Below are 16,345 nucleotides of genomic sequence, written 5' to 3'. Positions count from 1 at the left end.
AATTTACGTTAAACGACAAAACCAGCAAAAGTTAACATTTTAATTAGAAGTAAAAAAAGCAACATACTGTTAATGCATTTAATTTAATTTGTATATTTTTTTGTTTTTTAACAGTATGTTAGATTTAATTTTTTTCTGGTGAAATTAACGTTTAGCTATTTTTAGTAATTAATTATTAACGCAACGTTAATTCCTTGTTGACCTTGCTCTTTCACTAGTATTATCATTGAAGGCACAGTCATTGGGGTACTTGATACGTTTTGTACCGCTAGACTGAAAAAATTATAATTAATAAATGTATTCCTGGGAGAATCAAATGTTAAATAACAAAGTTTCAAAAGCAGTTCGCTTAGCGATCGCTTTTGGCGCAGCATCTACAGCTGCATTTTCAGCAAGTTCTTTTGCTGCAGAAGAAGATTCTGCAGAAAAAGTTGAGCGTATTGAAGTAACTGGTTCACGTATCAAACGTGTTGACATGGCTGGTGATTTACCAGTAACAGTTATCGACCGTACTGCAATCGAGCTTAGTGGTGAAACTTCAGTAGCTGATTTATTACGTAATACTACATTTAACAGTCTGGGTTCGTTCCGTCCGCAGTCTGGTAGCTCTGCTCAAGGTGCTACTACGGTAAGCTTACGTGGTTTAGGTTCTGATCGTTCTTTAGTTTTAGTTGATGGTCGTCGTTTACCTAAGTCAACTCTTACTGGTTCAAGCCAAGATTTGAACTCAATCCCTATGGCCGCAGTTGAGCGTGTTGAAATCCTTACAGATGGTGCTTCTGCACTTTACGGTTCAGATGCTATCGGTGGTGTAATTAACGTAATTTTACGTAAAGACTTTAATGGTGCAGAAGTTACTTTAGGTTCTGGCCGTATTGAGCATGAAGGCGGCGACCGTGAAAATGGTTCTGTACTTTTCGGTGCTTCTTCAGACAACTCTCGTGTACTTGCTGGTGCATCTTGGAGTGGTCGTGACATTGTTTACGCTCGTGACTTCCCATGGTACAGCCCAGGTGGTTCAGTTTATTCTAATAACTTCACAACATTCACAACTACAGATGGTGAAAGATCAAGTAATTTTGATTTCTTCTCTCCAGAAGCTACATGTGAAGGCGTAGGTAACGAAAACTTTTACCGTATTGGCGCACGTTGTGGTTTTAACTTCGCAGCAGTATCTGCTGATGAAGCGTCAATCAAAAACCGCTCAGCTTTCGTTAAAGCTACTTACGATGTGAACGATGACTGGAGTATTTACACAGACATCAACATTGCACAAACTAAATCATTTGGTCGCTATGCTCCAGGCTTGGATACAACAGCATACGATGCATCACCTGATACAGTATTTATCAGTGCAGATAGCCCTAACAACCCAACTAACCCTAACAGCCCAATCTACGATGCTTCTCTAGAAATGGAACAGCAAGGACTAGATTTCTGGCATCGTTTTGCTGCGTTAGGTAACCGTGACAACAGATTATCTACAGAGCTTAAAGATATCGGTTTTGGCGCTAAAGGTATGATTGGTGACGTTTCTGTTGAAACAGGTGTTCGTAAAACAATCAACGAAAGCCATAACGTAGGTACAGGTTACATCCTTCGTAGTATTGCTCGTCAATACATTAACGATGGTACTTACATGCTAAATGACCCGTTCGGTGCATCTGAAGAAGTTAGAGGCGCAATGACGGTAACTACTTCACGTACAGGTAAGTTTAACCAAGAAGAGTTTTATGCAAATGCTGCGTTTGACCTTATGGAAACTGACGCTGGTGCAATTCAAGCATTCGTAGGTTTTGAATACCGTTCAGAAGATTATGCTGACATATACGATTCACTTTCTGCAGCAGGCCAAGTAGGTGGTTCTTCAGGTAGCAGTGCTGGCGGCGCACGTTCAGTTCGTGGTTTATTCTTCGAAACATTAGTTCCAGTAACAGAAGAATTTGAACTTAACTTTGCAGGTCGTTACGATGATTACTCTGACTATGGTTCAGATTTCTCACCTAAAGTATCAGCACGTTACAACCCAATTGATGACTTAGTACTTCGTGCATCATGGGGTAAAGGTTTCCGCGCTCCTTCATTACCAGACCTAACTCAACAGCCTTCTGAATCAGCTGATTCAGTTTCTGATGAAGCTACATGTTTGGCAATTGGTGAAGCTGCAAACTGTTCTTCGCAAATCAACGCTACAGTTATTGCTAACCCTGACCTAGGTTCAGAGCAATCTGACCAATACTCACTTGGTGTTGTTTACCAAGTGACAGATGCTATTTCTGTAGAACTTGATTACTACAACATTGAAATTACCAACCGAATCCGTGCGTTCTCTGCTCAATCTATCATTGATGCACGTTTACGTGGTGACTCTGTGCCAGCTGCATTCACTGTATCTCGTTCACCAAACGGTGCGATTACTAGCCTTGTTCGTGGTTTTGGTAACGATGGTAGTTTAGAAACTTCAGGTATCGATTTCAAAGCTAATTCAATGTTTGAATTTGGTGATGCTGGTACTTTAAGAACTAACTTCAACCTATCTCACATTGTAGATTACAGCACAGATGGTGGTCGTAACTTCGTTGATGATCCAGGTGTACCGCAAATGCGTTTAAACCTGTCTAACGTTTACTCTATTTCTGATTTTGACTTCACTTGGAATCTAAACCTTATTGATAGCCAGTGTGAAGACATTACTGCAGATGGTGAGTGTGAAGGTCACATTCCTTCATGGGTAACTCATGACTTACAAGTAGCGTACAACACACCTTGGAACGGTAAAGTGAGCTTCGGTGCACAAAATGCATTCGGTAAACAGCCACCACTTTTCGCTTCTGGCGGTCGTGACTACAACTTCGATCTTTACTCAGGTTTTGGTCGCACAATGTACTTAAACTTTAAACAGTCTTTCTAAGTTTTTAGTTTAGATATTATAAAGAGTGACTCTTGAGTCACTCTTTTTTTTGGAGAAAATAAAATGCACTGGGATCATTACTGGGACCTTACAAAAGCTTTATCTAGTTTTGGTGATGCAAATACAGCCCTAGGTTACCCAGAAGAGGTGTTAAAATTTTGGGATGAAGTTGTATTAGAAAAAGAAGAAGACGCTGTTTATCTTGATTTAGCAACCGGTAAGGGAGCTTTAGCAATTTGGCTACAATGCCTTCTAGAAAGAAAAAACTTATCTGGCTCGGTGTATGGCTGCGACTTAGCAAACATTGATGAGTTAAAAATTGCCAGTGATGTTGACGAAATAAACAGCGCTATCAGTAAAGTCAAGTTCCAGTTTAATACTTCAGTAGAAGATTTACCTTATCCAAATGAATACTTTGATATATTAGTTAGCCAATTCGGTTTTGAATATTCAAATTGGGCACATTCTTTAAATGAGGCATGTAGAGTACTTAAGAATGATGGTGAAATCATATTAATGATGCATCACCCTGATTCGGCAATTACGAACGACTGTAAAAGCGGTTTGAAAGTACTTAATTGGATGTTAGAAAACAGCATATTAAATGAACTTGAAAACTTAGTAACTTTGAAGCTTCAAGGTAATATTGAGTTATTTCAGACACGAAATAAAGACGCGATCCAAAAGATTCAGAGCTTAGTTATATCTAATGATGAAGAAAAATTCTGGTTTGCAGATATAATGTCTAAAGTATCAAAGATAATGCTGAATATTGACCAAACGAGTAAAGCAAAATTGAGTGGGTTACAGAACGCTCTAAAACAACAGGTTGAAAGGTTATCAGATCAAACTTCCGTTGCATTCAGTAAAGATGAAATTTACGAAAAATTTAAAGCTGCAAAGCTTAAAAATATGGAAATGTCTATTGCGGCATTCAATGTAAATAATGAATTGTTTTGTTGGCAAATAAAAATTTGTCCAGAGAAAATGTAGCTGTAATTTAGTATTTAGTATTTAGTATTTAGTATTTAGTATTTAGTTAACAGTTTATATCAATTTTGTTTTTAATAAACTTAAGCATATATAGTTATTTCGTTTATTAATTTTAGTAATACCAATTTCTTATTTTTTAAATCTTTATTCTTTGTCATAGTTATTTTAAATTAAAGTATCTATACTAATTTTGATATGTTTATAAATTTAAAGAGATATAAATGAAAGAAGTTCGAGCTTTTATAAAGACCGCATCCTTAACTGAACTTGAAAAAGCACAACAATTAGTTGCTGATGCAATTTCAAAATATACCCAACAGCAAAAAGCAAAACAGGAAGTTTTGGATCTTTTAAAGGAAAAAGGACTTACAATAGAAGACTTACATGACATTACTTCAGATAAGCGTACTAAAGTTGCACCTAAATACCGAATGGAACTAAATGGTGAAGTAATAGAGTGGACTGGTCGAGGTCGTCGACCAAAAGCGTTTGAAGGCGTTGAACTTCAAAAGTATTTAGCTAAATAACTAATAATACTCACGAGTGATAATTAATAAATATACCTACTTAGGTATATTTATTAAATCACTGATAGCTTTGTTTCATATTATAATTTTTTATCGATAAATCTTTAATCCAAAAAAATTGGGTGTATACACTCGACTTTAGACAATAAACATCTTCAAACATATCTACATATTTTTACGCTAATCAATACTGAACTCAGTACACATGTTCTATTAATTTAACCCATATGATGATTCATTCGGTTGATTTACTAGCCCATTTTATCCCTTATCACCCGGGTGATAGTCGCAAGAAGTTATTATCAGACTCCGCTCTTCTCTGTTATCAGTTAAATAAAAAGTACTTCAATAGCCATAATTCATTTTTTACGCTCATCGCTTTGGATTGTTTATAACCCATTAAAGGTACTATTTAACGCATTGCGTGTTGCCAAAAAGGTACATTCATGACTAGTATGTAACCTCAAAGTTGGCAATTTTGTTAATTTTTTGCTTATTTTGAAACAATAAAACTAAAAATTTTAACAGGGATATCAAAATGATAAATAATAAAGTTTCTAAAGCTGTTCGCTTAGCGATTGCTTTTGGCGCAGTTTCTACTGCTGCTTTCTCAGCAGGCTCATTTGCTGCAGAAGAAGAAAAACTCGAAAAAGTAGAAAAAATTACAGTTACAGGCTCACGTATTCAGCGTACAGAAATTAGTGAAAGTGCTCCCATTTTTTCTTATGGCGAAGAAGATATTCAAGTAAGAGGTTTCACTAACGCTGCCGATTTGCTTAATCAATCGCCATTGTTCGGTGGTTCTTTGACAACTGAAGGTGACCAAAATGCTGCCAATGCGGGTCAAAATCAGGCAAATATATTTGATTTAGGTACTCAACGTACACTTACGTTAGTAAACGGTCGTCGAATGGTTAGCTCACAATCTGCTTCAATTGGTGGTGGACAAGTTGATATTAACACTATACCTGTTGCTTTAATCGATCGCATTGAAGTTGTTCCTCTTACTGGTGCAGCAACTTATGGTGCCGATGCCATCGGTGGTACTGTAAACGTTATCTTAAAAAATGATTACGAAGGTTTTGAAGTAACAGCACAATACGGTGAAAACGATGCTGGAAATGCTCGTGATTTCCAAATTAGTGCTGTTGGCGGCGGAAACTTTGATAATGGCCGTGGTAACCTGACATTTGGTGTGGAATATACACGTACAAATGGTTTGTTAGAATGTGATCAAGATTTTCTTTGTAATAATAACCCAGGTTCTGGCGGGACTACAAATGAGTTTTTAGACCGCAACGGTGATGGGCAAATAGACGACCTTAATGGTGACGGTGTTATTAACGATGATGATTTACAATCTGTATCTTTATTTTATGATGAAGTTAACCTTCAACTGTTCACAGATTTTGGCGCTGTAACACCTGCAGGAGCTGGTTTTGCGCCAAGTGTTGGTCGTGGCTCGTGGGCAGATGGTAATTTCTATGAGTTTACACAAGATGGCCAAATCCAACAATGTAACTCAGGTCCAACATTACCGTCTGGACGAGCATTACTTGAAACTTACGATGATGGTCGCGGTAATATTTGTGGAATAGATTTTTTTGATAGTGTTTCTCAAATTCGTTCACCAACAAGCCGCCATAACTTGTATGTGTCATTTAACTACGATATCACGGATAACCTTCGTTATATAAGTGACGTTGTTTACGCTAACACAAATGGTACTGAGCTTGTTAACCAAGGTGGTTTTCAAACCGGTTTCTTTGGAGGCACTTCAGCTGCAATCACAGTACCAATTGACAACCCGTTTTTATCATCGCAAGCTCGACAAGCAATAGTAGATGCAGGGTTAGAGGGAGACCAATTTTCGATTCATCGATTCAACAATGATTTAGTTTCTTCAGGCGGTAACTCAAATGAAACGCATACTTGGCGCGTAAGTAATGTTCTTGAAGGTGAATTTGAATTTTTAGATCGAGATTTTTACTGGGATGCGGCTGTTGTTCATGGCCGTTCAGATGTGAACATTAGAACAACGGGGATTGTTGATGGAAGATTCCTAAACGCAGTTGATGCGCGTAGTGTTGACGATGCAATGTTGTCTCAAATACGTGATTCTCGCGATGATATTAATACATTAGACGAGGCATTAGCTGCACTACAAGGCTCACGTTCAGCATTTACGGGCGGCTTCCAACGCGGTGATGTTATTTGTGGTGCTTACGCTGATCTTGCAGCAGGCACTCTAGAAGGCTTTAATGCACAGGCGTCTGGATCAGGTTTAACTGATGAGGACCTGCCGTTTTTAGATGGATGTCAACCACTTAACCTGTTTGGTTCACAAGCATCAAATGCGTCACTTGACTTCATTACAGGCGGCTCGCAAATGTCTCAAGCGAGCAATATGCAAACAGTTTATACATTTAACCTTGGTGGCGCAGCTTTTGACCTACCTGCTGGACCACTTGACTACGTAGTTGGTGTTGAGCGACGTGTAGAAAAAAGTAAATATGAGCCTGCAGTAGGCGGCAGAGTTCCAATTACTCGTAGCTCAATTGATCGTCCGGTTAATGGCGGGTATGATACAAATGAATATTATGTAGAAGTAGTTGCACCTGTTATTTCTTCTGATATGGATATTCCTTTTGTACAATACTTCGAAGTAAGTGGCGCATACCGTAATCAAGAGTTCAATACAAATGCTCCAGTTGGGTTTGAAGATCGTTCAACAGAAGAGGATGTTGTTCAAGCTAGCATGAAGTGGATAATAAACAGTGATTTATCTTTACGTGCAACTTATGCAACAGCGTTCAGAAACCCATCAATTAATGAGTTGTTCCAACCAATACAACAATCATTCATCTCTGGTGATGATCCATGTGATGCACGTTACGTTGGTCTTGGGCCTAACCCAACAGCACGTAAAGCAAACTGTGAATCATTAGGAATAGATACTGATACATTCACGTCATCAATTTCAGACGGTACTATATCTACAGGTTATGTTTCAGGTAATCCTGACTTAAATCCAGAAACAAGTAAATCTTATACTTACGGATTAGCTTGGACTCCAAACTTTGTTGAAAACTTACAAATAGGACTTGACTATTATAACCTTGAGATTGAAGGTGCAATCAATGACGTTACATTTGAGACCCTAGCAGCGAATTGTTACGACTCAGCTGATTTTCCGAACGAAACAGCTTGTGATACATTCACACGTGGAGACGACAATCAAGTTATTCGTGCAGGAAATCAACCAGCGAACGTAGCATTAGCAACATTTGAGGCTGTGTCACTTTCTGTGTTTTATAGCCATGATTTAGGTGAGTGGGGTAATTTGAATATTGCTTCTACAACACAACACAATATCACAAACGAAAACCAGGCTACTGCGACGTCTGAAGTTCAAGAAGATGTTGGCGATTTCGCAGATCCAGAATGGACAGGTACATTTGATATTAATTGGATGTATGAAGATCTATTTGTTAGCCATCGTGTTCGTTGGCAGAATAGAACGTTAATTGATTCGCTCGAACAGCAATTATACTCATATAATTACCAACGTTCAGAAGATGGTACATTAACAGGCGATTTTACTAATGAAAATGCTTCGCGTTTCCTGCATGATCTAAGTATTGGTTATAACCTGGGTACTTCAACTACAGTTCAATTAAATGTTCAAAACTTACTTGACCGCACTGCTGATGACCTAACTGCTACTTCGTTTGGTTTTAATCAGTTTGGTTTGGATGAGCGTTTAGGTCGTCGTTTAAGCCTACGTTTTAACCATAAGTTTTAATTTATAGTTATTAAAATAACTCTTTGTATTTATTGCATTAGAGTATTAGCTTGAAAAGCTGACATTTACTTGTTTTTATAAAACCCCTATTATTTTGATGATAGGGGTTTTTTTAATAACCTCAGATTAGCGTAGTTAAGAGTTATAAAGGTTGTCCTAAATTTATGATGAGTTTTAAAACATAATGTCATTCATCGGTACCAATAATAATTCACATTCAATAGCTTCATTTACTACCTTGAAAAATGATATCTGGATGAAATACTTGTCTAACTCTCATATAATAAGAAGGCATAAGTAGAATAATCTAATCAGGTTTTTGTTAAAATTGTATTTATCAAACATTATTGTATCTTTGAATGAGCTATAAACTTAGACCCTATCAGCAAGAGGCGGTTGAACGCACTGTTGTTCATTTTAGAAAAACCAATGATCCCGCAGTGATTGTTTTACCTACGGGGGCGGGTAAAAGTTTAGTCATCGCTGAGCTTGCCCGTATAGCTAAACAAAAAATATTGGTACTTGCTCATGTTAAAGAGCTAGTAGAGCAAAACTCACAAAAATATAAAAGTTTTGGTTTAGAGGCGAGTATATTTTCCGCAGGGTTAAAAGAAAAATCATTATCTCATCAAGTCACTTTTGCCAGTGTGCAATCACTTTCACGTAATTTAGATAAACTCAATGAGCATTATTCTCTACTTATTATTGATGAATGCCATAGAGTCAACGGTGATAAAAAAAGCCAATACGGTAAAGTTATAAGTGCATTACAAACGTATAATCCTCATTTAAAAGTATTGGGTTTAACGGCTACGCCTTATCGTTTGGGGATGGGGTGGATATACCATCATCACTATCATGGGTTTGTTAAAGGGACAAAAGAAAGCCCATTTAAAAACTGTATATTTGAATTACCGCTTAGATACATGATCAAACATGACTATTTAACCCCCCCCAATGAAGTTGATGCTGCTATAAACCATTACGATTTTTCGTCTTTAGAGACTAACGCGTTTGGTCAGTACACTGCCGATGATATGAACGCGCTTTTAAAAAATAGCGAGCGAGCCACTCAGGCTATTCTCAAACAAGTCATAGAATATAGCCAGCAGCGCAAAGGTGTGATGGTTTTTGCGGCAACAGTTATGCATGCTCAAGAAATATTAAGCTATTTACCAGCAGCTCAAAGCGCGCTAATTACAGGCGATACGCCTAATATTGAACGCGATAAAATCATTTCTGCATTTAAAGGTAAAAAATTAAAATATTTGGTTAATGTGTCAGTGTTAACAACTGGTTTTGATGCGCCACATGTCGATTTTATTGCTATTTTACGCCCTACAGAGTCTGTTAGCTTATACCAACAAATTGTAGGACGGGGCTTACGATTATCAGAATCGAAAACGGACTGCCTTGTAATCGACTATGCAGGAAATGGATTTAATTTGTTTCACCCTGAAGTAGGTGATAAAAAAGGCGATAGTGATAACGAGCCTGTCCAAGTGCTTTGTCCTGGTTGCGGATTTGCCAATATATTTTGGGGCAAAACAGGCTCCGATGGTAAAGTAACAGAGCATTTTGGTAGACGTTGCCAAGGGCTATTAGAAGATGATGAAGGTAACAAAGCTCAATGTGATTATCGGTTTAGATTTAAAGAATGCGAAGAATGTGGTGCACAAAATGATATTGCAGCTCGTAAATGCCACGATTGTGGCGCCATAATGGCTGATCCAGACGACAAGCTTCGTAATGCGTTAAATTTAAAAGATGCGTTAGTACTTCGCTGTAGCGGTGTAACAGTAACTCAGCTTAAAGATGAACTAATCAAAATTACGTATTTTGACGAAGACGGTGCAAGTTGTGATGAAGTTTATAACCTGAGTAATAAAGGCGGTCAGTTTATATTTAACAGGCAATTTGGTAAACGGCTAGGGCATGGTCAAAAACCAACAAATTTTAAAACAGCAGAGCAGGTAGTTAAAGCGCAGTTTGACATAGTGCCCCCTGACTTTGTGATTGCGCGAAAAAGTAAAAAATATGGTTGGAAAGTAGCAGATAAGTTATTTGATTATAAAGGGAGCTTTAGAAAGGCAAATCAGTTAAGTCGTTAAACTTAACTGATTTTAAAATATTAGGCGGCGTCTTCGTCCATTAATCCCCAACCGTCACCGTAACCGTTATAGCCATTCGCTATACTTTCTAGGTACTGTTCAGCTTGGCCTAGTAATGTGTGCTCTGGTACCATTTGTACATGAGTAATTACTTCCCAAACGCCGGTGTCTTTACATTTTTCAACGTCGGCGGTTTGTACTAATGCATCAGAAACAATATCTTTAGCAAACTTATCAGCATCGGTTTGTTGTTCAAATAAAATGAAAAAATCGATTTGCTGCATTTTACTTAAATCGACGCCTGCAGCGGCTATTTCGGCTAACAGCTGGCCGTTTTCGTCATCTGGAAATTGCATTAAAAACTCATCTAAAAATAATTTTGTGTTCGTTGGCACTATTGTAACTAAAATATTGTCTTAACGCGTACTAATTTTATCTTCTTCGCATTTCATAATTAAACTGAGTTTGTCATTAAGTTAATGTGTTGGTCATTATGGCTATGTTAATATGCGCCACATTAGCTCGTTTTAAGTAGTATATAAGAGTAAGGATATTTACTTGTTTATTAAGTTTTTACGTTGCATGTGCATTGCCACTATTTTTATGGCTGCAAATTCCGATGCGGCAGAAAGAGTCATCGAAGACTACAAAATTAAAGGCATAAATGGCGATTTAGAAAAAAACGTAGCGCTTTACTTAAAGCAGCTTAAAGGTGAAAAACCAACAAGAACCCTTCAACGTTATGCCAAAAAGCAGGTACAAAACAGCATAAAAGCCTTAGGTTATTATAGCCCAACTATTGAGGTTGAATTTAACAAAGACGACAGTGAGCTTGTTGTTAAAATTGAGCGCGGTCCTGCTACACGTATAGACACCATTAATATTACTTTAAATGGTGAAGGGAAGAACGATACACAATTACAAACCATCATAAAAAATACCAATTTAAAACAGGGTGATGTGCTGAATCATGGTAACTATGAGTCAGCGTATAAAAAAATAGAATCCATGCTTTTGGAGCGTGGTTATTTTGATGCTAAATGGCCTGCTCGAAAATTAGAAGTTTCAATTAAAAAAAATAGTGCCGTTGTTACGTTCGTGATTAATACCGGTGTGCGTTATCAATATGGGAGTATTGAAATTACCAGTGATACGCCAGCTGAAAAATATATCCGTTCTTTAGCGCCATTTACCCAAGGACAACCATATAAGTCAACTTACATAGCTGATTATAACCTTAAGCTATCAAGCACACCTTATTTTGCTAGTGTGCGTGTTTATGCAGATATTACAGCGCGTAAAAACGCCCAAGTTCCTATCAAAGTTGAGGTTATTCCTAAACCTGCAAACAGCTTTGAAATAGGGGGTGGTTTTAGTACCGACTTAGGCCCTAGAGTACGCTTCAAGTGGAGTAAGCCTTGGATCACAGAAGATGGCCATTACCTTGATACAAATATGAATATCGCCGAAAAGCAACAAGATCTCTCAATGGCATACACTGTTCCTGTAGACGATCCTAATGATGATTTATGGCGTTTTTCAGTTGGTTATAAATTGGAAGACGAACTTGCTGATGATACTTACAGCGAGATATTAACCGCGCAACTACAAAGGCAGTGGCTTACAGAGGATAAATGGGTAAGAACAGCGTTTTTACGTAGAGACCAAGAGACGTTTCGTCTTGGTGATGATCCAAAAGAGTCGACTGAAATGTTAATGCCGGGTATTAGTTATGCTCGCAAAAATTTAAAAGGTGGGACTACCCCTTATTGGGGGGAGCAATGGCTTATTTCAGCAGAGTTTGGCTTAGATGATGTACTTTCCAGTACGAATTTATTGAGAGTCCAATTACAGCATGCATGGCTTCGTACATACCTTAATAAGCATTTAGTTTTCCTTAAGGCAAACGTTGGCGCAATGCTCGTTGATGACATAAATAATGTACCTTATTCGCTTAGATTTTATGCTGGGGGTGACCAAAGTGTTCGTGGTTTTGCTTATCAGTCAATTTCACCAGAAAACGAGGACGGTGAGCTAATAGGGGGTAAGTATTTGCTATCGGGTACTATGGAGTACAACTACCAGTTTGCTCAAAATTGGCGTGCAGCATTATTTGTTGATGGTGGTACCGCTACGAACGATTTTTCAGATGAGTTTGAAGTGGGTGCTGGTTTTGGTTTTCGATATTTAACGCCAGTAGGCCCTATTCGAATAGACCACGCATGGGGCTTAACCAAAGAGAGTAAAAGTACACGTTTAAGTATTACCATAGGGCCAGAAATTTAATGCCAATATTAAAAAAAATAACAGCCATAGTAAGTGCAATTTTAGTCTCGCTAATTATTAGCGTATTTTGTTTATTATTTACGGCACCCGGTAATCAATTTATTGCCTACACGGCAAATAAAGTTGTTGATGGATTACACATAGAAATTAAAGATGGCCGCTTTATTTATAACGATGCGTTTAATGTTAATTTTAAAAACAAGGGTTTAGATTTTAAGGCTCAACAATTAAAAATCGATTTATTTTGGTGGCAGTGTGATGGTATCTGCATTGATAACTTAAGTGCTAAATCTATAAAATTAAGCTTGCCAAAAACAGCCCAAATACAAGATGAAACGCCTTCTGAGCCCCTTGAAAAAATTAGCTTACCCTTTAATGTTTCATTAAAAAATATAGCGGTGAAAGAGTTTACATTAAACCACCCTAGTGCAGATCTGAACGTTAATAACTTTAAATTATCAGCTAAGGTTGAGGATTCAAAGCTCACTGTAAAAAGCTTAAATATCCCTAGTATACTTGTTGCTTTAAAAGAGCAAGCACAACCCACCAAGGCACAAACTGCTCAAAGCAACAAAGCTGCACTTACGCAATTACCAGCACTTCCTGATATTGAATTTACATCACCTATTGATTTGGCCATTGAAGCCTTTGATATCGCAAAAGTAACAATTGAACAGGGCGATGCGCAGCATAATATCGAAAATATTTCGCTGCTATTAAGTGTAGAAGACACCGTTATTAATGTGCAGTCGCTTTCAGCCAAATACGAGCAGTGGCAGCTTAATACCCAATTAGATGCCGAGCTTGCAGGTAACTTGCCTTTAAAAGGCCAAGTGACTTTAAACAGTGATGAACACCAAGCAAATTTAGAGCTAAACGGTGATTTAGCTAACTTGAATTTGAATTTAGAAACGAGTGGCCAATACCCACTCACGTTAACTGCGAACGCTAATTTAAAGCAACAAAATTACCCGTTTAAGTTGAACAGCAAAATTAATCAATGGGTTATTGATGCGCAAAGCAACCAGCTAAAAGTAAATAATGTTAGCTTAAATGCCAAAGGCAATGCCGATGATTACCAACTTAACTTAATAGCGACTAGCCAGTTAGGGGCATACCCGGCTGTTGACCTCAATACACAGTTAACAGGTGGCTTAACGCAAGCCGTGCTTAAAACATTAAGTATTAAAGCCAATGAAAGTAGCGCGATTATAAAAGCTAAGGTTGATTGGCAGCAGGGCATTAAAGCGGGGTTTAAAGGCTCGCTTTCAAACCTAAAAGCGCAGTATTTGACAGATGCTGCAACTAGCGATGTTTCAGGGCAATTTAAAGGTTCATTCAATGCGGAAGAAGGCTCGTGGCAACTACAAATGGATGATACTAAGCTAAGCGGATTACTAAACGAAGTCCCTCTTGAGTTTGCGTCAAACTTTCAGCTAAACAATACACTAGAGGCAAATATCGACAGCCTTTATTTAAGTAGTGGCACGAATAAGTTGGTACTTAGCGGCCAAGTTGACGATACATGGAAAGTCGACGGTAAAATAACGCTTAAAAGTAACGCAGAAGCTAATATGCCATTTATTGCAAACGGCAACGCCGATTTAAAAGTAAGAGGGCAGAGGTTAACGCCTTCAGTCGATTTAGCGCTAATACTCGATAGTTTTATTTTTGATGACATTAATATTAATCAACTCAATGTAAAAGGCCAATTAGATACCGCTGCCGATTGGCAAACAGATGTATCAGTAAATGTCGGTTCAGCGTTAGTGGGTCATCAGCAAATAAATAACATAAAAATAGATGCAATTGGCGACAAAGCAGATCATCAACTAACCGCTTCGGTTGATGCCGAGCAGGGCAGTGTTGAGCTTGAAGTAAATGGTAAAATTAATAACGCTACCTGGAATGGTGAGGTAAGTAATGTAACACTTAGCGATAAAAAGCTTAGTTTTAGTAATACCAAAAATATTGCCGTTATATTTAACAGTCAAACGAGTGATTTTGATGTGAGTGCTCATTGTTGGGCGTCTGATCGAAGTAAATTATGTATAGATACACTGGCTCAAACAAAAGAAGTTGGGCAGTTAAATGCTAAATTAAGTAACTTAGCGCTTGAAGAATTAAAACACTTCCTACCCGATAACATTCGCACACGTGGTGATGTAAAAGGTAATGTGGCGCTCAATTGGAATGCTGGCGCTCTTAAAACATTACGCGCAAATTTAAACGCAAGTGACTTATCCACTGTTTTAACCTCAGAAGAAGATCGCTTTAAATTACCTATAGAAACACTCAGTATTAGTGCTTTTTCAGATTCTCAAAAGGGGCAGCTCAAAGCTAATTTAGAATCAAGCGTATTAGGCAAAATTAATACACACATTAATATCGATGACATACAAAATACGCAGGCGCTTAATGGCATAATTAATATTGATAAAATATTACTTTCAGACTTACAACCCTTTATTGAAACTCTTGAGCAATTAAAAGGTGATATTAGCGGTAAGGTCGCACTTGCGGGTACGTTAAAAGACCCATTATTAAATGGTGAGCTTAATATAAACGATATAAACCTTGAGGGTGATCAGCTTCCTATTGCGCTACAAAAATCAAATATAAACATATTATTTGATAAAACGACCGCCACAATAGAGGGCAATTTAAACGACAATCAAGGTGGCAATGTAAAGCTAAACGGCGATGTTGATTGGCAAGGTGAGCAACCTGAAGTAAATGTAAATGTGCAAGGCGAGCAGTTTTATGTACGCGCGCAGCAAGGCGTTACCTTTAAAATATCGCCAGATTTAAAAATAGGGTTAGCCAATAATGCACTTAAATTAGCGGGTGAGGTAGTTGTACCTTATGGTCGTATTACGATTGAAGAGCTTCCAGAAGGTGCTGTGCAGGTTAGTGACGATGAGATTATTGTTGATCAAAAAGCTGAAACCAACGAAAAGGTACCATTTGATTACGACATAGACTTAAACGTCATTGTTAAAAATGATGTTAAAGTAGAGTCGTTCGGATTAGAGTCTAAAGTGGCTGGTGATTTAGCGATTAAAATGAGCCAAGGCGTTCCAATTATTGCAACAGGTGAGCTCAATTTAATAAATGGCACTTATTTAGCATTTGGGCAAAATTTAATTATAAGAACAGGCCAGGTGGGCTTTAGTGGCTCCATTGAACACCCTTATTTGAATATTAAAGCAATCAGAAACCCAGCTAATACAGCAAATGGCGTTATAGCTGGTGTTACGCTTACGGGGAATGTTAAACAACCCACTCTTAAACTGTTTTCTGAGCCTGCAATGGATCAGGCCCATACCTTAGCATATTTACTCAATGGGCAACCGTTAGGAGAGGGAGAGGGAGCATCAAGCAACGCTATGCTTGCCCAGCTATTACTTTCTCAAGGGGTCAGTAGAAGCGAAGGGGTTGTCTCGAAGGTAGGTGAAACCTTTGGTTTATCAGATGTCAGTTTAAGTTCGTCAGGGAGTGGTGACAGCACCAAGGTAGAAATTTCAGGCTATGTTGCGCCAAGCTTACAAGTTAAATACAGCGTTGGGGTATTTGAGTCACTCAGTGAAGTGGCTATTCGTTACCAATTGTTGTCGCAACTCTATATAGAGGTAACCAGTGGTTTATACCAAAATGTCGATGTTCTCTATAAGTTTGACTGGGATTAAACAAAAAACGCTTTAGGTAAGTT

At 38.0% G+C, this 16,345-nt stretch carries 8 protein-coding genes; 7 read left to right on the top strand and 1 reads right to left on the bottom strand.

The window, feature by feature from the left end; translation table 11 throughout:
* Positions 1-316: 316 nt before the first annotated feature.
* From AC27I2_RS11660 to radD, 5 genes are all read left to right on the top strand, one after another.
* Positions 317-2,911 (top strand): TonB-dependent receptor, encoded by a 2,595-nt coding sequence (locus AC27I2_RS11660; protein WP_487204383.1) that lies wholly within the window; start codon positions 317-319, stop codon positions 2,909-2,911.
* Positions 2,912-2,974: 63 nt separating this feature from the next.
* A complete protein-coding gene (locus tag AC27I2_RS11655; protein WP_487204382.1) occupies positions 2,975-3,904 on the top strand; it encodes a class I SAM-dependent methyltransferase in 930 nt (309 codons plus the stop codon).
* Between the two features lie 221 nt (positions 3,905-4,125).
* A complete protein-coding gene (locus AC27I2_RS11650) occupies positions 4,126-4,431 on the top strand; it encodes an H-NS family nucleoid-associated regulatory protein (protein ID WP_487204381.1) in 306 nt (101 codons plus the stop codon).
* Positions 4,432-4,969: 538 nt separating this feature from the next.
* Positions 4,970-8,236 (top strand): TonB-dependent receptor domain-containing protein, encoded by a 3,267-nt coding sequence (locus AC27I2_RS11645; RefSeq protein WP_487204380.1) that lies wholly within the window; start codon positions 4,970-4,972, stop codon positions 8,234-8,236.
* A 359-nt stretch (positions 8,237-8,595) separates the two neighbouring features.
* The gene (gene radD / locus AC27I2_RS11640; protein ID WP_058405659.1) at positions 8,596-10,347 is read left to right on the top strand and encodes a DNA repair helicase RadD; all 1,752 of its coding nucleotides are present in this window, start codon (positions 8,596-8,598) and stop codon (positions 10,345-10,347) included.
* A 20-nt stretch (positions 10,348-10,367) separates the two neighbouring features.
* On the opposite strand, the gene AC27I2_RS11635 is transcribed toward radD, so the two are convergent.
* A complete protein-coding gene (locus AC27I2_RS11635) occupies positions 10,368-10,703 on the bottom strand; it encodes a ribonuclease E inhibitor RraB (protein WP_058405746.1) in 336 nt (111 codons plus the stop codon).
* 202 nt (positions 10,704-10,905) lie between these two features.
* Between AC27I2_RS11635 and AC27I2_RS11630 the strand changes: the two genes are divergently transcribed.
* Both AC27I2_RS11630 and tamB read left to right on the top strand, forming a co-directional pair.
* Complete coding sequence (locus AC27I2_RS11630) at positions 10,906-12,633, top strand: autotransporter assembly complex protein TamA (RefSeq protein WP_487204379.1); 1,728 nt, start codon at positions 10,906-10,908, stop codon at positions 12,631-12,633.
* Positions 12,633-16,322, top strand: a complete 3,690-nt coding sequence (tamB, locus tag AC27I2_RS11625) for an autotransporter assembly complex protein TamB (protein WP_487204378.1) — start codon at positions 12,633-12,635, stop codon at positions 16,320-16,322. Before AC27I2_RS11630 ends, tamB begins: the two co-directional genes overlap by 1 nt.
* Positions 16,323-16,345 lie beyond the last annotated feature (23 nt).

Source organism: Pseudoalteromonas sp. NH0006-46, assembly GCF_057547735.1.
This window is presented reverse-complemented; position numbering and strand designations above follow the sequence as displayed.

Excerpts from the sequence above, each read along its gene's own strand:
- AC27I2_RS11660 (WP_487204383.1), top strand. The coding sequence starts at position 317 with ATGTTAAATAACAAAGTTTCAAAAGCAGTTCGCTTAGCGATCGCTTTT.
- AC27I2_RS11655 (WP_487204382.1), top strand. The coding sequence starts at position 2,975 with ATGCACTGGGATCATTACTGGGACCTTACAAAAGCTTTATCTAGTTTT.
- AC27I2_RS11650 (WP_487204381.1), top strand. The coding sequence starts at position 4,126 with ATGAAAGAAGTTCGAGCTTTTATAAAGACCGCATCCTTAACTGAACTT.
- AC27I2_RS11645 (WP_487204380.1), top strand. The coding sequence starts at position 4,970 with ATGATAAATAATAAAGTTTCTAAAGCTGTTCGCTTAGCGATTGCTTTT.
- radD (WP_058405659.1), top strand. The coding sequence starts at position 8,596 with ATGAGCTATAAACTTAGACCCTATCAGCAAGAGGCGGTTGAACGCACT.
- AC27I2_RS11635 (WP_058405746.1), bottom strand. The coding sequence starts at position 10,703 with ATGCAATTTCCAGATGACGAAAACGGCCAGCTGTTAGCCGAAATAGCC.
- tamB (WP_487204378.1), top strand. The coding sequence starts at position 12,633 with ATGCCAATATTAAAAAAAATAACAGCCATAGTAAGTGCAATTTTAGTC.